16 protein-coding genes are annotated in these 23,675 nt (G+C 41.5%); 4 read left to right on the forward strand and 12 right to left on the reverse strand.

The window, feature by feature from the left end; translation table 11 throughout:
- Positions 1-382: 382 nt before the first annotated feature.
- Entirely contained in the window at positions 383-991 is a 609-nt protein-coding gene (locus tag BM156_RS18715) for a hypothetical protein (protein ID WP_093921439.1), read from the forward strand.
- Positions 992-1,100: 109 nt separating this feature from the next.
- Here BM156_RS18715 and BM156_RS18720 read toward each other — a convergent pair whose 3' ends face one another.
- From BM156_RS18720 to BM156_RS18755, 8 genes are all read right to left on the reverse strand, one after another.
- On the reverse strand, positions 1,101-2,813 hold the full coding sequence (locus BM156_RS18720; protein WP_093921440.1) for an acyl-CoA dehydrogenase family protein: 1,713 nt from the start codon (positions 2,811-2,813) through the stop codon (positions 1,101-1,103).
- A gap of 43 nt (positions 2,814-2,856) precedes the next feature.
- Positions 2,857-3,876, reverse strand: a complete 1,020-nt coding sequence (locus BM156_RS18725; protein ID WP_093921441.1) for an electron transfer flavoprotein subunit alpha/FixB family protein — start codon at positions 3,874-3,876, stop codon at positions 2,857-2,859.
- Positions 3,877-3,894: 18 nt separating this feature from the next.
- Positions 3,895-4,770, reverse strand: coding sequence for an electron transfer flavoprotein subunit beta/FixA family protein (locus BM156_RS18730; protein ID WP_093921442.1), 876 nt, complete (start codon positions 4,768-4,770; stop codon positions 3,895-3,897).
- A 316-nt stretch (positions 4,771-5,086) separates the two neighbouring features.
- A complete protein-coding gene (locus BM156_RS18735; protein WP_093921443.1) occupies positions 5,087-6,739 on the reverse strand; it encodes an AMP-binding protein in 1,653 nt (550 codons plus the stop codon).
- A complete protein-coding gene (locus BM156_RS18740) occupies positions 6,739-7,305 on the reverse strand; it encodes a helix-turn-helix domain-containing protein (protein WP_093921444.1) in 567 nt (188 codons plus the stop codon). Before BM156_RS18740 ends, BM156_RS18735 begins: the two co-directional genes overlap by 1 nt.
- A gap of 189 nt (positions 7,306-7,494) precedes the next feature.
- A complete protein-coding gene (locus BM156_RS18745) occupies positions 7,495-8,706 on the reverse strand; it encodes a sodium ion-translocating decarboxylase subunit beta (protein WP_093921445.1) in 1,212 nt (403 codons plus the stop codon).
- A 15-nt stretch (positions 8,707-8,721) separates the two neighbouring features.
- A complete protein-coding gene (locus BM156_RS18750) occupies positions 8,722-10,623 on the reverse strand; it encodes a biotin/lipoyl-containing protein (protein WP_212733559.1) in 1,902 nt (633 codons plus the stop codon).
- A 48-nt stretch (positions 10,624-10,671) separates the two neighbouring features.
- Entirely contained in the window at positions 10,672-10,935 is a 264-nt protein-coding gene (locus tag BM156_RS18755) for an OadG family protein (RefSeq protein ID WP_093921446.1), read from the reverse strand.
- Positions 10,936-11,457: 522 nt separating this feature from the next.
- Between BM156_RS18755 and BM156_RS18760 the strand changes: the two genes are divergently transcribed.
- From BM156_RS18760 to BM156_RS18770, 3 genes are all read left to right on the forward strand, one after another.
- A complete protein-coding gene (locus BM156_RS18760) occupies positions 11,458-12,789 on the forward strand; it encodes a Gfo/Idh/MocA family protein (protein ID WP_093921447.1) in 1,332 nt (443 codons plus the stop codon).
- Between the two features lie 144 nt (positions 12,790-12,933).
- Positions 12,934-13,149, forward strand: a complete 216-nt coding sequence (locus BM156_RS18765) for a dodecin family protein (protein WP_093921448.1) — start codon at positions 12,934-12,936, stop codon at positions 13,147-13,149.
- Positions 13,150-13,357: 208 nt separating this feature from the next.
- Entirely contained in the window at positions 13,358-14,641 is a 1,284-nt protein-coding gene (locus tag BM156_RS18770) for a citrate (Si)-synthase (protein WP_093921449.1), read from the forward strand.
- A 53-nt stretch (positions 14,642-14,694) separates the two neighbouring features.
- Here BM156_RS18770 and BM156_RS18775 read toward each other — a convergent pair whose 3' ends face one another.
- The 4 genes from BM156_RS18775 to rplL form a co-directional block, all read right to left on the reverse strand.
- On the reverse strand, positions 14,695-15,015 hold the full coding sequence (locus BM156_RS18775) for a DUF3467 domain-containing protein (RefSeq protein ID WP_093921450.1): 321 nt from the start codon (positions 15,013-15,015) through the stop codon (positions 14,695-14,697).
- A 2-nt stretch (positions 15,016-15,017) separates the two neighbouring features.
- Positions 15,018-19,295: a DNA-directed RNA polymerase subunit beta' gene (gene rpoC, locus BM156_RS18780; RefSeq protein WP_093921451.1), complete on the reverse strand. Its 4,278-nt coding sequence runs from the start codon at positions 19,293-19,295 to the stop codon at positions 15,018-15,020.
- A gap of 54 nt (positions 19,296-19,349) precedes the next feature.
- On the reverse strand, positions 19,350-23,162 hold the full coding sequence (rpoB, locus tag BM156_RS18785; protein ID WP_093921452.1) for a DNA-directed RNA polymerase subunit beta: 3,813 nt from the start codon (positions 23,160-23,162) through the stop codon (positions 19,350-19,352).
- Positions 23,163-23,272: 110 nt separating this feature from the next.
- Positions 23,273-23,653: a 50S ribosomal protein L7/L12 gene (rplL, locus tag BM156_RS18790; RefSeq protein ID WP_093921453.1), complete on the reverse strand. Its 381-nt coding sequence runs from the start codon at positions 23,651-23,653 to the stop codon at positions 23,273-23,275.
- Positions 23,654-23,675: the final 22 nt, after the last annotated feature.

Below are 23,675 nucleotides of genomic sequence, written 5' to 3' on the forward strand. Positions count from 1 at the left end.
TCTCTCAAAGCGGGTGCAAATATAGGGACCTTTTTCTTTCCCGCAAGCGTTTTGATAATTTATTTTCTGCCTTTTTTTAACCCTTTTTCACATATACGCTAGAATACAATTACTTAAGCCTCGAAAAAAAATTCACACTATTTTCTATTCTTTCTTCGGGAAATAAAAACCGCCTCTTTCCGTTTTGCCATTGACTTGTAAATTGAGTATCTTACTCTAGTTAATACCTGGGCAGATTACCCCATATTCTGTTCGGGTCAATCAAGCAAAATAAATTTATACACTATATTGCACGATTCAAATTAGCGAATACAATTACCAAGTAATAGCTATTATTAAATAAGATCAGATATATCTTTATATGAATAAACAAATGAAAAAAATGAAAAGAGCGTTTTCGAAATACTTATTCTTCTGCTTGTTTTTAACCGTGTCTTCAGGACTTTCAGCACAGACGACATCCTTCAAAAGTGCATTTGACACCCTTAGCATTCAAGAACAATTTGACTTTTTATACAAAAGATCAAACACTTACGAGCAGTACAAAGTCATGTCGATTAGCGGTTATATGGATTTAAAGGCCAATCTTATTGATAGTGTATCAATGTACCAACAAGATGCCAACAGCCACATTCAAGAGATTAATACCCTAAAAGAAAACCTGATTGCGACAAATACGCAAATTGAGAAACTCGAAAAAGAGCTAAATGATACAAAGAATTCCAAGGATAGTATGAGTTTGCTTGGGATTGAGGTTAGCAAAGCCAGTTACAATGCAATCATGTGGGGGCTTATTATAGGATTGGCGGTTGTTGCATTGGTTTTATTCTCCTTATATAAACGGGGACACCAAGTGGTCAAAGAGACCAAAACACGACTAGGGGAAGTACAAGAAGACTTGGAGAGTCTTCGGAAGAATGCTTTAGTAAGGGAACAAAAGCTAGCAAGAGAATTGATGGACTACAAACTAAAGCATAAACCAAACCGCTAGGTTCGGTTTTAAACAAGCCGAAACACACTATATAATACATTGAAATTTTAACCATAAAAAATGGAGGACTGTTTTCAGACCTCCATTTTTCTTTTATACACGATATGATTTACTGCATTTCATATTTATAGGAGCCTAAGTCGCTTAAATCAGAAGTACGGATAAACTCAGCATGAGCTTTCACCTGAGCTTTGGCAATCCGAATGTAGTTTTTAGCTGACTTGGCAAACATGGCATCCCGGTTAGAGTCGAGCACCAGCAAATAACTCATGATAATATTTCCAGCCATTTCGACTAAACGACGAGCATGGAAATCGATAAACTCATTATCTTCAGTTGCCAGTACCTTATTAACTGCTTGTTCATACTCATCTGTTAAAATAATCAGCGTACGACGCAAGTGTTCAAGTTCCGGAGATACTTTTTCAGCTTCGTAAACCCGAATTTGATTGAGGTAAGCACCTGTAGTTACTCCGCGAATGGCTGCCACAACCTGTAACTGGGTAGTCCCTTCATAGATTGAGGTGATACGAGCATCGCGATAAATCCGTTCAACCGGATAATCCTTCATGAAACCTGATCCACCATGAATCTGCACAGCATCATAAGCTAACTGGTTGCTGTACTCACTGGACATTCCTTTAACCAAAGGCGTATAAATATCAGCAAGTCTCTGATATTTTTTCATCTCATCACGCTCTTCTTTCTCCAGTTTTCGCTCTTCGGCAATATGCATGTAGGTTTTATATACATCCACAAAGCGAGCTGTTTCATATAATAATGTACGCGATGCATCCAATTTTGCTTTCATATTGGATAACATTTCGTAGACTGCAGGGAAACGCATAATGGCTTTACCAAACTGCATCCGTTCTTTGGCGTAGGCTAAAGCTTCACGATAAGCAGCTTCAGAAACTCCAACCGATTGAGCGGCGATTCCTAAGCGAGCGCCATTCATCAAAGCCATTACGTATTTGATCAACCCCATTTTACGAGAACCGACCAACTCAGCAGGAGCATCTTTGAATACCAATTCACAAGTCGGTGAACCAATAATTCCCATTTTGTGCTCAATACGACGCACTGTTACACCTCCGTCATTCTTGTCATAAATGAACATCGACAATCCACGACCATCTTTCGTTCCTGGTTCAGAACGGGCAAGCACCAATGAAATATGACCATCACCATTGGTAATGAATCGCTTCACTCCATTCAAAATCCATTTACCTGATTGTTCATCATAAACCGCTTTCAACTGAACAGCCTGCAAGTCAGAGCCTGCATCAGGTTCTGTCAGGTCCATGGCCATGGTATCGCCATTACAAACACGTGTCAAGTATTTTTCTTTTTGCTCTTCAGATGCAAATTCGTTGATGGTTTCAGCACAATCCTGCAAGCCCCAAATATTCACAAAACCAGCATCGGCACGCGATACCACATCAGCAGCCATAATATAAGGTACAATTGGGAAGTTCAGACCACCATATTTCCGAGGTAAGGACATTCCCATCAAGCCTGCCTTATTCAATGCTTCAATATTTTCAGCAGTTCCACGGGCATAAACCACGTGTCCATCAACAACCTGAGGGCCTTCCGCATCAATTGACTCGGCATTTGGACCAACAAGGTCGCCACAGATTTCACCAACAACCTCCAGCACCTTATCGAAGTTATCCATCGCGTCTTCATGATCCATTGGAGCATATTCAAATGCTTCTTTCTCTGTGAAATTCCTTTCTTTTAAACGAACGATTTTCTCCATCAAAGGATGATCCAAGTGGAATTTCAATTCTTTATTATCGGTATAATAATTAGCCATTTCTTTAAAGATTTAAAGTTTTTACAAGCACACAAAGCCTACCCTATTTGGTATTCTTTTTATAATACTTGATCATTTTTGGAATAATTTCGGCTACATCGCCGGTAATCACATAATCAGCTACTGCATTGATCGGAGCCTCAGGATCCGTATTGATTGCAATAATCTGAGCTGACTCTTCCATACCCGCACGGTGCTGAATTTGTCCTGAAATTCCACAGGCAATATATAGTTTTGGACGAACGGTAACACCGGTTTGCCCAATCTGACGCTCATGCTCCACATAACCAGCATCAACAGCAGCACGAGATGCTCCAACTTCGCCTCCTAAAACTTCGGCTAAATCATACAGTAATTGGAAGTTTTCTTTTGAGCCCATTCCGTAGCCACCTGCGACAACGATTGGAGCTCCTTTCATGTTAACCTTGCTTTTCTCCATATGACGCTCAATGATTTCAACAGCGAAATCGGCATCACTGACATACTTAGCAACATCAAGCTTAACAACTTTTCCTTTATATTTTGGATCCAGAACTTGCTTTTTCATTACTCCTTCGCGAACTGTTGCCATCTGCGGACGACAATCCGGATTAATGATGGTAGCAATAATGTTACCTCCAAATGCCGGGCGAATCTGATAAAGTAAGTTTTCGTAGTTTTTATCTTGCTTTTTATCCAAATGGTCGCCAATCACCAAGCTGGTGCAATCGGCAGTCAAACCACTGTGCAAAGCTGAAGAAACGCGCGGCCCCAAGTCACGACCGATTGAAGAAGCTCCCATCAAAGCAATTTGTGGCTTCTGCTCTTCGAACAATTTTACAATAATTGAGGTGTGAGGCAATGTACTGTAGGGAAACAAGCGTTTATCATCGGCAACATGAACCGTATCGACTCCATAAGGGAAAATTTGTTCTTCAACACCCTCTAGCTGATGCCCAATAACAATCGCTTCCAATTTACATTTTAACTCGTTGGCCAACGAACGGCCTTTGGTCATCAACTCCTGGCTGACTTCAGCCACCTGACCATCTTCTATTTCGCAATATACAAATACGCTATTCATAACTGATCTGTTAGGGGATTAACCAATGGTGTGACTTTCAATCAGCTCGCGCATCAAATCATCGATGTCGCTATCTGCTGAAGTAATAACTTTTGCCTCTTTCGCCTGAAGAACAACGTTCTCCACCTTTTTTACTTTTGTTGGCGAACCACTCAAGCCCAACTCAGCATGATCCACTTCAATATCATTTACCGTCCACTCCGGAATATTCAGGTAAGGACGATCATTATAAAGGTGTAAATAATCTTCGTTTGAATTCTGAAGTTCAGTTACCGTTTTAGCGTGCTTGTACTTCATGATCAATTTGGCATTGCGCGCCCGACAATCAGGAGCCGACCCGTTTACTGTTAATACCAACGGAACCGGACAAGAAACAGTCTCCACTCCACGCTCCAAACGACGCTTCATCTCAACTTTACCATTCTCAATCTTTTGAATTTCTTCGACGTAAGTAACTTGAGGCAAGCCCAATTTTTCAGCAACCTGAGGACCTACCTGAGCAGTATCTCCATCAATTGCCTGGCGACCAGCAATTACAATATCAAAATCTTTCACTTTTTTCAATGCTCGAGAAATAGCATAAGAAGTCGCCAACGTATCAGAACCTGCAAAAGCACGATCGGTCAATAAAATACCGCCATCTGCTCCACGGAACATTCCCTCCCGAATAATCTCGGCAGCACGACCTGGTCCCATCGTCAAAATTGTAACTGTAGATCCAGGAAACCTATCTTTAATGCGAAGCGCTTGCTCCAATGCATTTAAATCTTCCGGATTAAAAATTGCCGGCAAAGCTGCACGGTTTATCGTACCGTCAGCTTTCATCGCATCCTTGCCAACATTACGGGTATCGGGTACCTGTTTGGCAAGAACAATAATCTTATAAGCCTTCATCTTATTTAAATTTGTCAGTTTTATTTCTGTTTATTTTGTGTTTTTGCAGAAGGGAGGAAGAGCGGGTGAAATGCCATATCTCCCTTGCAAGGCAAGCAAATATAACCAAACAGCCCTAAGAAATCAAGCAAATGGGCTCCCCTAGCCGCTCACTTCGGGATTCAAAAAAATCAATTCATAGTTCGAGTAAATTAATTCGAAAAGGAAGTATTCCTAAAAATCTTGGTCTACGAGCGTTTAAAACAATCTAACCTATTTTTCTAAAAATCATTTCCTTTCCGATCAACAACTCTATTTATAATGATTTTAATCTAAATTAAGCTTCTTCACCCCGAATTTCAACCCGTCTGATTTTCCCTGAAATTGTTTTAGGAAGTTCATCGACAAACTCCACAACTCGTGGATATTTGTATGGAGCCGTTGTATGTTTGACATGATTCTGAATTTCTTTACGTAGCTCAGGAGTTCCCGGACGATAATCTTTTGCCAGAACGATGGTTGCTTTCACCACTTGTCCTCTCACCTCGTCAGGAACCGCAGTAACAGCACACTCCACCACTGCCGGATGTTCCATCAAGGCACTTTCAACTTCAAAGGGCCCAATTCGATACCCTGAGCTCTTAATCACATCATCAGCCCGACCTACAAACCAGAAGTAACCATCTTCATCTCTCCATGCCAAGTCGCCGGTGTAATAATAGCCATTGTGCCAGACAGCTTTGGTTCGTTCTGGCTCGCAATGGTATTCTTTAAATAAGCCAACAGGAACATGTTCCTTCGTTTGCACTACAATCTCCCCCACTTCGCCATCTTCACAAAACCGCCCTTCGGGGTGTTGCAACTCAATTTTATAAGCAGGATTTGGCACACCCATTGAGCTCGGTTTAGGTTCCATCCATGGGAAAGTAGCAATTGTTAAGGTTGTCTCTGTTTGACCGTAGCCTTCCATCAATTTAATGCCGGTTAACTTAAAGAAACGATTGTACACTTCTGCACTTAACGGCTCGCCAGCAACAGTACAATATTTTAATGCCGATAAATCATAAGCTGAAAAATCTTCCCGAATCAAAAAGCGGTAGACCGTTGGAGGAGCACAAAAGGTATTTACTTTATACTTACTGATCACCCCCAACAAATCAACTGGATCAAATTTCTCGTGGTCATAAACAAACACTGCAGCACCAGCTAGCCACTGTCCATATAGCTTTCCCCAAACAGCCTTTCCCCATCCGGTATCGGCCACGGTTAGGTGTAAATCATTTTCGGATACCTTGTGCCAATACAAAGCTGTGACGATATGTCCTAAAGGATAGGTAAAGTCGTGAGCGACCATTTTGGGATTTCCAGTCGTTCCCGAGGTAAAATACAGCAACGAGATGTCAGAGTTTTTGGCAAGTGCTCTCTGAGAAGCAAATGGAGGAGCTGTTGCAATGCCCGATTTAAAATCAAGCCATCCCTCCTTCACCGAAGGACCGACAGAAATTCGGAATTGCACCGAGGGCGAGTGCTGCATTGCTTCATCAACTTCTTTGGTTATTTCGTCTTCGCCTACTGCAACAATCGCTTTCACTCCAGCCGAATTGTTCCGATACACCAAATCTTTCTTCTTTAAGAGGTGTGTCGCCGGAATACAGACCGCTCCAATCTTGTGTAGCGCTATGATTGAAAACCAAAACTCAAACCTTCTTTTTAAAATGAGCATTACTCTATCGCCATGAGAAATTCCAAGGCTTTGAAAGTACGAAGCTGTTTGATCAGAATATCGTTTGATATCAGCAAAAGAAAATTCGTGAAACTGACCTTGGTCATTCGTCCACACCAACGCCTTTTTTTCCGGCTCGAGCCGGGCATATTCATCAACGATATCGTAAGCAAAGTTGAAATTATCCGGAACCTCAATCTTTAGTTTACTATTAAATTCACTTAAGCCTTCAAATTCCGATTGGTGTAAATATTTTGTTGCTAGCATTATTCCGGTATTTTAAATATCATGGCTAAAAATTTGGCTTCTCTCTCATTCAAGGCAGTCATACAGTGGGGTAAGGAAGAATCGAACCAAATGGAATCACCTTCATCCAGAATGAGTGATTTTCCATTCAATACAATCTGCAACCGCCCTTCCAATACCAAATTAAATTCCTGTCCGGCATGGCGATAACCGTTACTCTGATCGATCTTGTTTTCTGGAGATACAGTCACCAAGAAAGGTTGCGCAGCCTTATTGATAAAACTTTCGTTTATTGACTGGTATTGATATTCTTTTCGACGAGCGACAATGGGACCAGTTCCTTTTCGGGTAATGGAGTAATGTTGCATTCGAGGATTGTCTCCTGTTAAAAGAGTTGTCAACTCAATATTATAGACTGAAGAAAAGCGATAAAGAAAACTCACTGGAATATCGACCTCTCCACTTTCATATTCCTGATACTGCTTCAGGGAGATTTCACAAGCCGTGGCACAGTCTTCTTCTGATAGATCTAATGCATCGCGAAGCCCGCTCAAGCGTTCAGCGATTTGCTTAAGTTTTATATCCATAGTTAGTTGTTGTTTTTTTGAAGTACTCTTAAACACTCCTGATCTTAAAAATAGAAATTATATCAAAAAAATCCCCCCATTAGCTCAACGAATCAAGAAAACACTTTTAGCCTTAACCTATGGTTCATGTCAACTAAAAAAGCCTCATCCCGCGAACGGAATGAGGCTTCTCCTTCAGTTTATTCTTTTTTACCCTAAAAATGAGATCAGAACACCAGCAGCAACGGCCGAACCGATTACTCCTGAGATGTTACTGGCCATGCAATATTGTAGAACATGATTCTTAGGATCATATTGAATTGCAATTTCATTTGCTACTCTGGAAGCCATTGGCACAGCACTTAACCCAGTAGCCCCAACCAAAGGGTTGATTTTTTTACGGGCAAACAGGTTATATACTTTAACAGCCAAAATACCGCCAGCAATAGAAATTGCAAATGCGATAAAACCACCAACAATAATCATGATGGTTTGAACATTTAAAAACACTTCTGATGTCATGGTCGCTCCAACCGTCAATCCTAAAAAGATAGTTGCAGTGTTCATAATAGAACCGGTTGCCGCATCGGACAAACGAGCAACAGTAACTCCAACTTCCTTAATCAGGTTACCAAAGAGCAACATTCCTAAAAGTGGAACTGACGAAGGAACGAAAATTGCAATAACAATTCCCAACACAATCGGGAACGCAATTTTCACTGCTTTTAGGTTCTTGATTTTACGCTTAGGAGGATACAACTTATCCATCTCCTTCATGTTGATCCGAAGCTCCTTTTCAGAACACAGTTTGCGTGCTACCAAAGGAACAATAACAGGAACCAAGGCCATATATGAATAGGCTGCAATGGCAATCGGTCCCAACAAATGCGGAGCCAACATGATGGTGGTATAGATCGCTGTTGGGCCATCGGCACCACCAATAATCCCTAATGAACCAGCCTCTGCCGGAGTAAATCCGAAAGCAATGGCTGAAAGTAGTACGGTAAAAATACCGATTTGCGCTGCTGCCCCAAAAAATGCCAGCCGCAAGTTACGAAGCATCGGGCCAAAGTCGGTTAAAGCCCCAACTCCCATAAAAATAATAGGAGGCAGAAAACCAGTTTTAATTAGCGAATAATACAGGAAGTTCATGATTCCATGATCATGCGCAATTTCAAACAAGTTCTTATAATGATGCTCGTCAATTTGAATATACTCTGCAGGAACGACTCCCATACCTCCTCCAGGAAGGTTGGCCAGGATTAGTCCGAAAGCAATTGGAATCAATAGAAGTGGTTCATACTTCTTCTTAATTCCGAGGTAAAGAAGCAAGGCTCCTATCACCAACATTAAAATTGTTCCCGGTCCATCAATAAAATCCTGGATGGCAGTCATATTGTAGAGTTTCTCTAAAATAGCCATAAACAGGATTTTGGATTATTGGATTTTTACTAATACGTCGTCTTCTTCAACTTCTGCTCCAGTGGCAAAGGCAACTTCTACAACCTTACCGGCGATATCCGATTTAATTGCGTTAAAAGTTTTCATTGCTTCAACATAGCCAATCAAGTCGCCAACCTTAATGTCGTCGCCAACTTTAATTGGTGTTTCCGAACTTTCCTTTGTCAGGTAGAATTTTCCTTCCAGAGGTGCTACTACTTCTTTCACGGCACCATTAACAACTGGAGCTGCAGGAGCTGGAGTGCTAGCTTGCACAGGTGCTTCTGCTGTTTGAACAGCACCATTTTCACCATATGCAACAGACACGTTGAATTTCTCTCCGTCCACATCAACAATCATTGAACTTGGAGCGAAGTTGGCTGGCGCTGCAGCTGGTACTTCAGCTTTCTTAGTTCCTTCAAGCAAACCGGCACCTTCTTCGCGACGCTTAGCCAAATCTTCTTCAAAAGCCTTTTTCGCTTCGCCTGATTTGTATGCCCGATATTGCTCAGGATGCATGGCCAACTCAAACAATTCTTCCTCGTCTTGCCCGTATTCCCAACCTTTTTCGTCCATTTCCTTACGGAAAGTATCCAATGCATTAGGGTACAAACTTTGTGGATTTTCGGTAAACTCTTCTTTTCCTTGCTCTTTCGCCAATGCTTTTAATTCAGGACCAAGTTCTCCCGGAAGTTTTCCGCCTTTGCCCATCAGCATATCCCAAATGTTATCAGCAATCATACTCCAGCGTTGTTTCCCTTTCTCAAGCTGCATCACATTCATCAAGGCGAGGTTTTTCACATACTGGCTATATGGAGTTACCAATGGTGGATAACCTACAATTGGCCAAATATGCTCAACTTCGTTAAACAGTTTAACCAGCAAGTCATCTTGCGATAAAGTCGGTTGATTATTTTTTGTTTTCCATTTATTAATACTTGCCAAGTTGCTTTCCAGGTCGGCCATCAACGATCCCATCATTCCTCCGGGGAGACCAGGTCCGATCAACAAGGAGTTCATGAAGCGGTTTTTAGGATTGATGTAGTAACCCAAGAAGTCATCGATAAAGCTTTGGGTCAAACTACGTACCTTCATGTAGGCGTCCATGTTAATTTCCGGCACATCAAATCCGGCATCTTTCAACATCGCATGAACTGCCAACAAATCAACATGACCTGTTCCCCACGAAAGTGGCTCCATTGCAACATCAACATATTCAACTCCCGCGCGGCAAACTTCTAAAATAGAAGCTAGTGCAAAACCTGGGCCTGAGTGAGAGTGGTATTGCAAAGGAATTTCTGGATGTAATTTCTTAATGCCTGATACAATTTTTCCAAGCCAAACCGGACGACCGATTCCAGCCATGTCCTTCAAGCAGATTTCGTCAGCTCCTCCTTTAATCAAGGTATCAGCCAAGTTTACGTAATATTCTACAGTATGAACTTTCGAATAAGTCAAACTCAGGGCTGCCTGAGCAATCATTCCTGCATCTTTGGCATATTTGATTGAATCCAAAATATTCCGGGGATCATTCAATCCACAAAACGGACGGGTAATATCTGTGCCTTGAGATTTCTTCACCTTATACATCATTTGACGTACATCAGCAGGCACCGGACTCATCCGCAAACCATTCAACGACCGATCCAACATGTGTGTTTGAATTCCAGCATCATTAAACGGTTGGGTCCATTTACGAACGGCATTATTGGGATTTTCACCAAATAGCAGGTTTATTTGTTCAAAGCCACCACCATTGGTTTCAACACGCGCAAAACATCCCATCTCAACAATGTGTGGTGCAACTTTTACCAATTGGTCTACGCGCGGCAAATACTTTCCCGACGACTGCCACATGTCGCGATAGACCAATGAAAATTTGATTTTTCTCGTTTCCATAAGGTTTACTATTTTTTATATGGTTTTTTCTCGCTAGAAATTGAAAGCTTAGGACATCTTTTCAATCTTTGTTACATGTCCTTTTCCTTCAGTAACTGTTTTAACTGCCGACACAATAGCAGCCACTTTTTTACGATTTAAAGCGGTGGTTTGCTCAGCTATTTTCTCAACCTTTTTACTAACTTCTTCAGGTAGGTATTTATTGACAAATCGAATAATCAAATTACCAATCAAAACAACCAAGGAAAGGATGATAAACACGGTTATCATACCAATGCCCATTAACTGTAATGCAAATCCAAAGTCACTCATCTTTTCTATCTTTTTTTATAAAAAATTCTTCCCATTATAATCGAATGGCGGCAATAATACCAAATTTTTCTCCGATCGAAAATGTTGAAAAAAATAAGCAGAATACAATTATTAATTAATTAACATTGATAAATATCAAATCGAAATCGATCGATATGTTTCAACTTACGATTTTCATCGATCATCCTCTTGTAACCCTCAGTCATTCTGTGCAACACAGCATTCTCACGCTTGCTTAAGTCATTTTCACACTAAAAACAAAAAGATCTTTAGTTCGTTTTTGCAATCGATTACCTCATTCCGTATTTAAACATCCGTTCCAAAAAATAAGAATTCATCTAATCGTCTATTTTTAACCTAAGCCAGAAAGTCAACCTTGAAAGTTGGCTATCACCTCATTTATGTTTCTAAATTTTTTTAAGAATAGAAACATAATCCGTATTTTTATGTCTTCGATAAACCAGAGCCAACGAAAGAGACTCTCTTATTATATACAACAACGTTTTATAAATCAACTAAAAAATGAAAAAACAATCAAGAAAGGAACTGTCCAGAAGACGCTTCCTAGGGACTGCTGCCATTGGTATGGCAGGAATTACCCTTCTTCCATCGCTAAGTTCTTGTAGTTCTCCTAAGAAAACCGACGACAAAATCAGACTAGGTTTTATTGGCATGGGACGCCAAGCCATGTTCCTGTTAAATGGATTCATCCAAATTCCAGGGGTTCGTGTCATTGCCGGATGTGATGTTTACGGTCGTAAGCGTCAACGTTTCGAGAATCGGGTTAACGAATTCTACTCGAAAAATAACGTACAAGTTGAAGTAAAAACCTACGAAAAATACCAAGATCTGCTTCAACGAGACGATATTGACGCTGTAGTTATTGCCGTTCCAGATCATGCTCATGCCATGATTGCCATTGCTGCTTGTAAAGCCGGCAAAGATGTTTACCTCGAAAAACCGATGACTTTCACGATTAAAGAAGGTCAAGAGTTGAGACATGTGGTTCGTGAAAACGATCGTATTTTGGCAATCGGAAGTCAGCAACGTTCGGATCCAAACTTCCAACACGCCATAAAAATGGTTCACACAGGCCGCTTAGGCGAAATTCAGCAAGTAAACGCCTATGTTGGTGCTCCTCCTGTTCCATACAACCTGCCTAAAGAAGAAATTCCTGCTGATTTAAACTGGGATTTGTGGTTAGGACCTCTTCCGGGAGACATCCACTTCAATAATGAACTAAACCCTCCAATCTCGCTTGACCCTGTTGAGCACGAAAAAATTTGGGGTGCTTGGCGTTGGTACAAAGAAATGGGTGGTGGCTTTACCACTGACTGGGGTGCCCATATGTTCGACATTGGTCAATGGGGACTTGGCATGGACGACAGTGGTCCTGTAGAGATTTCGCCAGTTGGTGATGGCACAGAATACATGCAGTTCAAGTATGCCAATGGTGTTGTCATGACTTCAGAGCCTTTCAACGAGCAAATGACTAAAGGGGTTAAATTTACCGGAACTGATGGTTGGCTTGAAGTATCGCGTGGTCACTTTGTAGCCTCTGACGATTCATTACTACCTCCAAAGTCAGCTCAGACAGATGACGACACACCTTACGAGACTAAGATCCCTCACCAAATCAACTTCATCGAAGCTGTTAGAAACCGCGTAGATCCAGTTGTTCCTGTTGAAGTAGGTCACCGAACTTGTACGGTTTGTACACTTGGAAATATTGCCTGCGATCTGAAACGCACCATTAAGTGGGATCCGGCAACCGAAACTTTTGTTGATGATCAGGACGGAGCAGCAACAGCTCACCTGCACTATCAATACCGCGATGGTTGGACACTTCTCTAGCCTGCGATAAAATACTTCATATAAAGCTACCCGGTGCTCTGGGTAGCTTTTTTTATCTCCCTATTGTTTAGCAGTTCGTTTTTCGAAACAAGGGGCTTCATTTCGGAGTACAAAAAAGTACTACATTAAAACAAAGGAGGCCCTATGACAAACAGTGTTTACAAAGTAATTGAATTGGTTGGCACCAGCAGCGAATCTTGGGAAAAAGCAGCTGCCAATGCCATATCAAAGGCATCTGAATCACTTCGTGATTTACGCATTGCCGAAGTATCTGCTATGGATATGCACATCAGTGATGGCAAAATTGAGTACTACCGTACCAAGCTAAAAGTATCATTCAAATTCGAAGGACACCACTAATGAATAAACAAACGCACTTGAAACAACTTGCAGGATGTTCATCATTTCTACATCCTGTGAGTTTTATTCCGCATTGTTTTAATTTCAAAACAATCGAATTGAATCTAACTCAGCAAGCTCCTTAATCTGTATTCCTGCTTTAAAATGCTATTGACTGTACCTTTCTCTCAGGAAAATTAAGGAAGCTGACCAATAAAATTTTAAAGCCATGAAACTACTTAAAGCGAAAATTGAACAACGAATCTCAAGTTTATGTCAGGAGATTACAGAGATTTATGCCAAACATACCCAACAACCAATCGATACAATCACTATAAAACATGTTTTAGGTGGCATGCGGGGCATGAAAGCGATGGTTTGTAACACTTCGTATGTTGATCCCTATGACGGACTTTTTATTAGCGGCTACAGTGTTCCCCAGTTTGAAGACAAGACACCCGAGGAAATATTCTTTCTGCTCTGCACCGGCACCTTTCCGTCCTTGGAAGAACAAGAAGAGTTACATCAAGAATTGCAACAACGTTCCGAAGTTCCCTCCTACATCTGGAACCTACTTCGGTCCATGCCTTCCACCACTCACCCCATGACTTTGTTTAGTATGGGAATCCTTGCCATGGAAGAGCTTTCAGTATTCAAACAAAAGTATCTTGAAGGTGCTCCCAAGTCAGACTACTGGAAGTACAGCCTGGAGGATGCTCTCAACCTTATTGCAAAACTCCCAGCATTAGCAGCCGGAGTATACAAGATTCTCTTTATGAATGGAGAGTTAGCTAACAACAAGCTGAATCTTGACCTTGCAGGAAAATTCACCCATCTACTTGGAGTAAATAACAAAGATGCATCGTTTACCAACCTCATGCGTTTGTACCTGGTTTTGCATTGTGATCATGAAGGAGGTAATGTTAGTGCATTCACAGCACGAGTTGTCAACTCTGCCCTTTCAAACCTTTACTATGCAGCCTCTGCCGGCTTAAATGGTCTTGCTGGTCCCTTACATGGCCTAGCCAATCAAACTTGCCTCCACTTTATCAATAGCATTCATGAACAAATCGGATTAGATGCATCATTAAATGATATCAGCTCCTTTGTACAAACAAAACTCGACTCGGGACAGGTCATACCAGGATATGGACACGCCGTGCTCAGGGAAACGGATCCTCGCTTTACCTCTTTTATGAAATTTGGTGACACCTATTGCTCCGACTCTCCCTATTTTAAAACCGTGAAAAAACTCTACGCCGTGACACCCCACATTCTGGAGAAATTCAAAGGTGGCAAAATCTCAAATCCGTGGCCCAATGTTGATGCCATTTCTGGCTCTTTATTGTATCACTATGGAATCACTCACTTCGACTTCTATACTGTCCTATTTGGCTTCTCCAGAATCCTCGGTTTTTGCGCTCAGAACATCATGGCCCGGGGCTTAAATCAACCGATTATTCGACCTAAAAGCATAACGAATGAACAACTCAAGGAGCTCGTTAATAAATAAAAAAAGAGCCGCTTCATAAAAATGAAACGGCTCTGTATTATCTTTTCTAAGAATTAAGCCTCAGCTGCAGGCCCTCCAAAACTCATGGGCGGAACCATTGGGTTTCCGGGACCACTAACCTTGATCGGACCATGTTGTTTCTCATATTTGTTAACATTGTCTTCGAGTGCCATCAAAAGCCTTTTGGCATGTTCCGGGGTTAAAATCACCCGCGACTTAACATTAGCTTTTGGAACTCCCGGCATAATGCGAACAAAATCGAGAACAAACTCAGAACTGGAGTGCGTAATAATAGCCAGGTTTGAATAAGTTCCCTGAGCTACTTCTTCACTCAATTCAATATTAATCTGATTTTTATTCTTATTTTCTGTCATAATTAACCCTCGTAATTTTGACGTTCAGTTTCCTTCACATCAACGATGCGATCATATTCTTCGCGCGACCCTACAACCAAGTTTTTGTATTCTTTCAAACCAGTACCTGCTGGAATTAAGTGACCACAAATAACGTTTTCTTTCAATCCGTCTAAATAGTCCACTTTTCCTTGGATAGCTGCTTCGTTCAATACTTTTGTTGTTTCCTGGAACGATGCTGCAGACAACCAACTACGAGTTTGCAGTGCTGCACGTGTAATCCCCTGCAAAATCTGGCTTGATGTTGCTGGAATTGCATCGCGAGATTCAACCAGTTTTTTGTCTTTACGACGCAAAACAGAGTTCTCATCACGCAAACGACGAGCAGTTACAATCTGACCAGCGCGCAACTCTGAATCACCCGGATCAACAACAACTTTCTTATTGTAAATCCAGTCGTTTTCATGGGCAAACTCGTTCTTGTCAACAATTTGTTTTTCAAGGAAACGCGTATCACCTGAATCCAGAATTTCAACTTTACGCATCATCTGACGAATGATAACCTCATAGTGTTTATCGTTGATACGCACACCCTGCATCCGGTATACATCTTGCACTTCGTTCAAAATGTAGTCCTGAACAGCTGTAGGTCCTTTAATCGCCAAAATATCAGAAGGCGTAATTGCTCCATCAGAAAGTGAGATTCCCGCACGGATATAGTCATTTTCCTGAACCAAAATCTGCTTAGAAAGTGGTACCAAGTACTTTTTAACTTCGCCAGTTCTTGAGGTTACGATAATCTCGCGGTTACCACGCTTAATCTTACCAAAAGAAATCTCTCCGTCAATCTCAGAAACAACCGCTGGGTTCGATGGGTTACGAGCCTCGAACAACTCGGTAACACGTGGAAGACCACCGGTGATATCGCCTGCTTTACCCGAAGCACGAGGAATTTTCACCAATACTTGACCAGCAGTAACAGTATCGCCATCACTAACAGAGATGTGACCTCCTACTGGCAAGTTATAGCTTCGAATAACTTCTCCTTTTTCGTCTAAAATACGCAAGGATGGGTTCTTCGTTTTATCACGGGTTTCAATAATTACTTTCTCTTTATAACCGGTTTGCTCATCCGATTCTTCACGGAAAGTGATACCGTCAAGTAAGTTTTCGAATGCAACTTTACCTTTATATTCAGAAATAATTACCCCGTTATATGGGTCCCATTCACAAATCTTTTGTCCCTTAGTTACTTCTTGTCCATTTTCAATGTACAATTTGGAACCATAAGGAATTGTATGAGTTGACAATGGAATCCGAGTATTCTTATCAATAATCTTCAATTCAGCCAAACGTCCAACCACAATGCCAATTTTGTTGCCTGTTTCGTCTTCAGTCTCAACTGTTCTAAGCTCTTCAATTTCGGCAATACCGTCGTAACGAGACTCAACCATTGATTGAGAAGAAATGTTACCCGCAATACCCCCTACGTGGAAAGTACGCAGTGTAAGCTGCGTTCCAGGCTCACCAATTGACTGAGCTGCAATAACTCCAACAGACTCGCCTCGCTGTGCCATGTTTCCAGTGGCCAGGTTACGTCCGTAACATTTGCTACATACCCCATTCTTGGCTTCGCAAGTAAGTACCGAACGAATTTCAACGCTTTCAATCGGAGAATCTTCAATCTTCCTACCAATCTCTTCGGTGATCATTTCACCTGTACCGATAATTAGTTCTCCAGTCAACGGATGGTATACATCGTGAACTGTTGTACGTCCAATGATTCTTTCGTAAAGCGACGCAACAACTTCTTCGTTGTTTTTGATTGCTGTTGCAACCAAACCACGTAAAGTTCCACAATCTTGATCTGAAACAATAACATCTTGTGCTACATCCACTAAACGACGAGTCAAATATCCGGCATCGGCTGTTTTCAATGCGGTATCCGCCAAACCTTTACGAGCACCGTGAGTAGAGATAAAGTACTCCAATACCGACAGTCCTTCTTTAAAGTTTGCCAAAATCGGGTTTTCAATAATCTGAGCTCCGGTAGAACCAGACTTCTGGGGTTTCGCCATCAATCCACGCATACCGCACAACTGACGAATCTGCTCTTTCGAACCACGAGCTCCCGAGTCAAGCATCATATAAACAGAGTTAAACCCTTGCTTATCGGTACTCAGTGTTTTCATTACAGAGCTAGTCAACTTGGCGTTGGCATGTGTCCAAATATCGATTACCTGATTGTATCGTTCGTTGTTGGTAATGAAACCCATATTATAGTTAGCCATCACTTCTTCTACTTCTTGATAGCCCGAGTCTACAATACTAACTTTATCTTCCGGAATAATAACATCACCTAGGTTAAACGACAAACCTCCATGGTAAGCCGCTTTATACCCCATACCTTTAATATCATCCAGAAACTTAACAGTCGTTGCATTTCCTGATTTCTTGAAGATATCTGAAATAATGGTACGCAATGACTTTTTAGTCAGCAATTCGTTAATGTAACCAGCCTGACGAGGAACAACCTGGTTGAATAGAACACGCCCTACTGTTGTTTCAACAATATGGTTGAAGTATTCTCCATTGTCGTCTACGTCTTCAACTTTCACCTTAATAATTGAGTGCTTTTCAAGACGACCTTCATTAAAGGCAATAATTACTTCTTCTGGAGAATAGAAAGTCATTCCTTCTCCTTTTGCTCCTTCACGATGTTTGGTCATATAATACAATCCCAAAACCATATCCTGAGAAGGTACCGTAATTGGCGCTCCGTTCGCAGGGTTCAACAGGTTGTGTGAAGCAAGCATCAGTAATTGAGTCTCTAAGATTGCTGCGTTACCTAATGGCAAGTGAACCGCCATCTGGTCACCGTCAAAGTCAGCGTTGAAACCGGTACATACCAATGGGTGCAACTGAATTGCTTTACCTTCGATCAAGACAGGCTGGAAAGCTTGAATTGACAAACGGTGCAGAGTCGGCGCCCGGTTTAGCATCACTGGATGTCCCTTCAATACATTTTCCAGGATATCCCAAACTACCGGGTCTTTCCGATCGACAATTTTCTTAGCAGACTTCACTGTTTTTACAATACCACGCTCAATCAATTTACGAATGATGAATGGTTTGTAAAGCTCAGCAGCCATATCTTTTGGAAGACCGCACTCATGTAATTTAAGCGTAGGTCCAACAACGATAACAGAACGTGCTGAGTAGTCCACACGTTTACCCAACAAGTTTTGACGGAAACGACCTTGCTTACCTTTCAATGAATCAGAAAGTGATTTCAAGGCACGGTTATTTTCCGTTTTAACTGCGTTAGATTTACGCGAGTTATCAAATAATGAATCAACAGCTTCCTGAAGCATCCGTTTCTCGTTACGAAGAATTACTTCAGGTGCTTTGATCTCTATTAATCGTTTCAAACGGTTGTTACGAATAATAACACGACGGTACAAGTCATTCAAGTCAGAAGTCGCAAAACGACCACCATCCAATGGCACCAACGGACGTAAATCCGGTGGAATAACAGGAACAACTTTAACAATCATCCACTCGGGACGATTTATGTTTTTGCTAGCACGGAAAGCTTCAACAACCTGTAAGCGTTTCAACGCTTCATTTTTCCGTTGTTGAGAAGTTTCAGTACTTGCTTTATGTCTCAATTCGTATGAAAGATCATCCAATTCAATACGCTCCAATAATCCGTAAAGAGCTTCAGCCCCCATCTTCGCGATGAATTTGTTTGGATCGTCATCATCAAGATATTGGTTTTCTTTTGGAAGGGTATCCAAGATATCTAGATACTCTTCTTCTGTAAGGAAATCCAATTTTTTAATACCATCTTGTGCTTTCACACCAGGCTGAATGACTACATACCGCTCGTAATAAATGATGGTATCTAGCTTTTTAGTCGGTAATCCAAGCAAGTAACCAATTTTGTTTGGCAATGATTTAAAGTACCAAATATGAGCAACCGGAACAACCAATGAAATGTGTCCCATACGCTCACGACGTACTTTTTTCTCAGTCACCTCTACTCCACATCGGTCACATACGATTCCTTTGTAACGAATACGCTTGTATTTACCACAATGACACTCATAGTCTTTCACAGGACCAAAAATCCGCTCGCAGAACAAGCCGTCACGCTCAGGCTTATACGTTCTGTAGTTAATGGTTTCAGGTTTCAGCACTTCTCCGTGAGAACGTTCCAAAATCTCTTCCGGAGAAGCAAGACTAATCGCTATTTTGGCAAAATTACTTTTAACTTTATTGTCTTTTCTGAATGCCATATATCGATGTATATTTATATCAAGTTAATAAAAGGAAAGGAAAAGCCACTGGTCTTAATCCAATGTCACACTTAATCCCAATCCGCGTAATTCGTGGAGCAGTACATTCAATGATTCAGGAATACCTGCCTGTGGCATCGGCTCACCTTTAACAATTGATTCGTATGCTTTAGCACGACCCAGCACGTCGTCAGACTTCACTGTCAGAATTTCCTGAAGAATATGCGATGCACCAAATGCTTCAAGTGCCCAAACTTCCATCTCACCAAAACGCTGACCACCAAACTGTGCTTTACCTCCAAGAGGCTGCTGGGTAATCAAAGAGTATGGTCCGATCGAACGGGCGTGCATTTTATCTTCAACCATGTGTCCCAGTTTCAACATGTAGATAATACCCACTGTTGCTGGTTGATCAAATGGTTCACCTGTTTCTCCATCGTGAAGAGTTGCTTTACCGTATGCTGGCACACCTGCTTTTTCAGTATATTCTGTTACTTCTTCAAGAGTTGCTCCATCGAAAATTGGCGTTGCAAATTTCAATCCCAATTCTTTTCCGGCCCATCCTAAAACAGTTTCATAAATCTGTCCAAGGTTCATCCTCGAAGGTACCCCCAGTGGGTTCAACACAATATCAACCGGTGTTCCATCTGGCAAGAAAGGCATATCTTCATCACGTACAATACGCGAAACAATACCTTTGTTACCGTGACGACCTGCCATCTTATCTCCAATTTGAAGTTTACGTTTCTTCGCAACGTATACTTTAGCCAATTGAATAATTCCTGCAGGTAGCTCATCTCCAATCGTTACATTGTAACGTTTACGACGAGCAACGGCTTCATGTTCTTTATATTTCTGGATATAGTTGACTACCAACTTAAAGATCAGCTCATTTTTAGCTTGATCAGTTGTCCACTTACTTGGATTAACGGTTAAGTAATCAATCTCTTGCAATTGCTTCAATGTAAACTTAACACCTTTAGGAATAATATCGCCACCGTAGTAGTCTTTTACTCCCTGACTGGTTTTCCCGTTCACCAATGAGAACAACTTATCTTCCAATTTAGCACGTAAGCCAGTTACAGCGCGATCCAATTCTTCATCGATCTGGTCGAGCAATGGCTTCGTAGCTAATTTCCCTTTCTTATCTTTTACTACACGAGAGAAAAGCTTCTTATCGATAACAACCCCCTTCAAGGATGGAGAAGCTTTCAACGATGCATCTTTTACATCACCAGCTTTATCCCCAAAGATTGCACGCAACAACTTTTCTTCCGGAGAAGGATCCGATTCTCCCTTAGGAGTAATCTTACCGATCATGATGTCGCCCGGCTTCACATTCGCACCAACGCGAATCAAACCAGCTTCATCCAAGTTACGTGTAGCTTCCTCGCTTACGTTAGGAATATCTGAAGTGAACTCTTCAACTCCTCGCTTGGTATCACGCACTTCCAATGAATACTCATCAACGTGAATTGAAGTGAAGATATCTTCACGCACAACGCGCTCAGAAATCACAATCGCATCCTCGTAGTTATATCCCTGCCAAGGCATGAAGGCAACTTTCAGGTTACGTCCCAGAGCAAGTTCTCCTCCCTCTGTTGCATACCCTTCAGTCAACACCTGCCCTTTTTCAACCCGCTGTCCTTTCACAACAATTGGTTTCAAATCAAGGACAGTACCTTGGTTGGTTTTCTGATATTTTGGTAATTTGTAAGAAACAACTTCAGGATTGAAGTTTACAAACTTCTCATCATCCGTCATGTCGTACCGAACAATTACTTCTTTAGCATCAACATAGTCAATTACACCTTCTCCAGTAGCTGAGAACAAAACGCGTGAATCACGAGCTGCGCTTCCTTCCAATCCAGTTCCTACAATCGGAGCTTCTGGACGTAACAATGGAACCGCCTGACGCATCATATTAGATCCCATCAATGCGCGGTTAGCATCATCATGCTCCAGGAAGGTAATCAAAGAAGCCGCAACAGAAGCAATCTGGTTAGGGCCAACGTCCATCAACTCAACTTCTTCCCGTTCAACAACAGGATAGTCACCTTCCAAACGAGCTTTTACCTTTTGATTTACGAAGTAACCTTCGTCATCAATTGGCGCATTCGCCTGAGCGATAATCTTTCCTTCTTCTTCCTCTGCGGTCAGGTATACAACGCCGTCTTCCGACAGGTCAACCTGTCCGTTAACAACTTTTCGGTATGGTGTAGCGATAAATCCAAGATCAGTAACCTTGGCGAAAACACACAATGAAGAAATCAAACCAATGTTTGGTCCTTCCGGTGTTTCAATCGGACATAAACGTCCGTAGTGAGTAAAGTGAACGTCACGAACCTCGAAACCGGCACGCTCACGAGACAAACCTCCTGGTCCTAATGCTGACATACGACGTTTGTGCGTCATCTCAGCCAAGGGGTTGGTTTGGTCCATAAATTGCGAAAGCGCGTTGGTTCCAAAGAATGAATTAATAACCGATGACAATGTTTTTGAGTTAATCAAATCAATCGGCGTAAACACCTCATTGTCCCGAACATTCATTCGTTCACGAATCGTCCGTGCCATACGTGCTAAACCAACACCAAATTGGTTAAACATCTGTTCACCAACTGTACGAACACGACGGTTACTCAAGTGGTCAATATCATCAACATCCGTTTTGGCATTCACCAACTGAATCAAATACTTGATGATTTCAATAATATCTTCTTTCGTTAGTACCTGCGTATCCATGTCAATATTCAGGCCTAACTTCTTGTTGATACGGTAACGTCCTACTTCTCCTAAGTCGTAACGCTTTTCGGAGAAGAACAATTTATCAATTACGTCACGGGCTGTAGCCTCATCTGGCGGTTCAGCATTCCGCAACTGACGATAAATGTGCAATACGGCTTCTTTTTCCGAGTTACACGGGTCTTTTTGAAGCGTATTATATATGATGGCAAAATCTTGCAAATTCTGGTCTTCCTTATGTAGCAAGATTGTTTTTGCTCCTGAATCCAGAATTTCTTCAATATGATCATTTTCAATCACCGTTTCACGGTCGATGATCACTTCGTTTCGTTCAATTGAAACAACTTCTCCGGTGTCCTCATCAACAAAATCTTCTACCCAGGTTTTCAAAACACGGGCAGCAAGCCTTCTTCCTACAACTTTCTTCAATCCGGATTTGGATACTTTAATTTCATCAGCCAGTCCAAAGATTTCTAAAATATCTTTGTCGCTTTCGTATCCGATGGCCCGCAACAAGGTTGTTACAGGTAATTTCTTTTTACGGTCGATATAAGCAAACATGACAGAATTGATGTCTGTCGCGAATTCGATCCATGACCCTTTGAACGGGATAATACGTGCCGAATAAAGTTTAGTACCATTAGCGTGCAAACTTTGTCCGAAGAAAACCCCTGGCGAACGGTGTAGCTGAGAAACGACAACGCGCTCTGCTCCGTTAATCACGAAAGTTCCCCTTTCAGTCATATAAGGAACGGTTCCCAGATAAACATCCTGAATAACCGTGTCGAAATCTTCGTGCTCGGGATCTGTACAGTACAATTTTAATTTTGCCTTAAGCGGTACGCTAAAGGTTAAACCTCGTTCGATACATTCTTCTATCGAGTACCTCGGCGGGTCAACCTGGTAATCAAGAAATTCTAAAACGAAGTTATTTCGAGTATCCGTGATTGGGAAGTTCTCTTCAAAAACCTTGTACAAGCCTTCGCTCTTTCTATTTTCCGGCATGGTAGCCATCTGAAAGAAATCGATAAACGATTTAACTTGAACCTCCAGGAAATCAGGATAATCAAATTTAGTTTTTGTGGACGAGAAACTAATTCTCTGATTTTCAGTATTTAACGACATGTATCAACAAGATTAAGTGAACTTAATACGTAAATATACAAAAAGGCTTAGAACCCCACGTAAGTGAGGTTCTAAACCACTACAGACCATTCATAAAGGTCTTAAGTCTCTTATTTAAGTTCAACTTCAGCTCCAGCTTCTTCTAACTGAGTTTTCAACGCTTCTGCTTCGTCTTTAGAAACTTTTTCTTTGATGGCTTTAGGTGCTCCGTCAACAACTTCTTTTGCTTCTTTAAGACCTAATCCAGTCAATTCTTTAACCAACTTAACAACTGCTAATTTTGAACCACCAGCTGATTTCAAGATTACATCGAATTCAGTTTGCTCAGCAGCACCACCTTCTTCACCACCAGCGGCAGCAGGTCCAGCAACAGCTACAGCAGCAGCTGCAGGCTCGATTCCATATTCTTCTTTTAAAATGTCAGCTAATTCATTGACGTCTTTTACAGTCAAGTTTACTAACTCTTCTGCAAGTGCTTTTAAATCTGCCATTTTCTCTAATTTTTATGCTATA

The organism is Sunxiuqinia elliptica (assembly GCF_900113005.1).
GTDB classification, from domain to species: domain Bacteria; phylum Bacteroidota; class Bacteroidia; order Bacteroidales; family Prolixibacteraceae; genus Sunxiuqinia; species Sunxiuqinia elliptica.

What these genes read in the sequence shown, in the direction of transcription:
- BM156_RS18715 (WP_093921439.1), top strand. Translation starts at nt 383, where the DNA reads ATGAAAAGAGCGTTTTCGAAATACTTATTCTTCTGCTTGTTTTTAACC.
- BM156_RS18720 (WP_093921440.1), bottom strand. Translation starts at nt 2,813, where the DNA reads ATGGCTAATTATTATACCGATAATAAAGAATTGAAATTCCACTTGGAT.
- BM156_RS18725 (WP_093921441.1), bottom strand. Translation starts at nt 3,876, where the DNA reads ATGAATAGCGTATTTGTATATTGCGAAATAGAAGATGGTCAGGTGGCT.
- BM156_RS18730 (WP_093921442.1), bottom strand. Translation starts at nt 4,770, where the DNA reads ATGAAGGCTTATAAGATTATTGTTCTTGCCAAACAGGTACCCGATACC.
- BM156_RS18735 (WP_093921443.1), bottom strand. Translation starts at nt 6,739, where the DNA reads ATGCTAGCAACAAAATATTTACACCAATCGGAATTTGAAGGCTTAAGT.
- BM156_RS18740 (WP_093921444.1), bottom strand. Translation starts at nt 7,305, where the DNA reads ATGGATATAAAACTTAAGCAAATCGCTGAACGCTTGAGCGGGCTTCGC.
- BM156_RS18745 (WP_093921445.1), bottom strand. Translation starts at nt 8,706, where the DNA reads ATGGCTATTTTAGAGAAACTCTACAATATGACTGCCATCCAGGATTTT.
- BM156_RS18750 (WP_212733559.1), bottom strand. Translation starts at nt 10,623, where the DNA reads ATGGAAACGAGAAAAATCAAATTTTCATTGGTCTATCGCGACATGTGG.
- BM156_RS18755 (WP_093921446.1), bottom strand. Translation starts at nt 10,935, where the DNA reads ATGAGTGACTTTGGATTTGCATTACAGTTAATGGGCATTGGTATGATA.
- BM156_RS18760 (WP_093921447.1), top strand. Translation starts at nt 11,458, where the DNA reads ATGAAAAAACAATCAAGAAAGGAACTGTCCAGAAGACGCTTCCTAGGG.
- BM156_RS18765 (WP_093921448.1), top strand. Translation starts at nt 12,934, where the DNA reads ATGACAAACAGTGTTTACAAAGTAATTGAATTGGTTGGCACCAGCAGC.
- BM156_RS18770 (WP_093921449.1), top strand. Translation starts at nt 13,358, where the DNA reads ATGAAACTACTTAAAGCGAAAATTGAACAACGAATCTCAAGTTTATGT.
- BM156_RS18775 (WP_093921450.1), bottom strand. Translation starts at nt 15,015, where the DNA reads ATGACAGAAAATAAGAATAAAAATCAGATTAATATTGAATTGAGTGAA.
- rpoC (WP_093921451.1), bottom strand. Translation starts at nt 19,295, where the DNA reads ATGGCATTCAGAAAAGACAATAAAGTTAAAAGTAATTTTGCCAAAATA.
- rpoB (WP_093921452.1), bottom strand. Translation starts at nt 23,162, where the DNA reads ATGTCGTTAAATACTGAAAATCAGAGAATTAGTTTCTCGTCCACAAAA.
- rplL (WP_093921453.1), bottom strand. Translation starts at nt 23,653, where the DNA reads ATGGCAGATTTAAAAGCACTTGCAGAAGAGTTAGTAAACTTGACTGTA.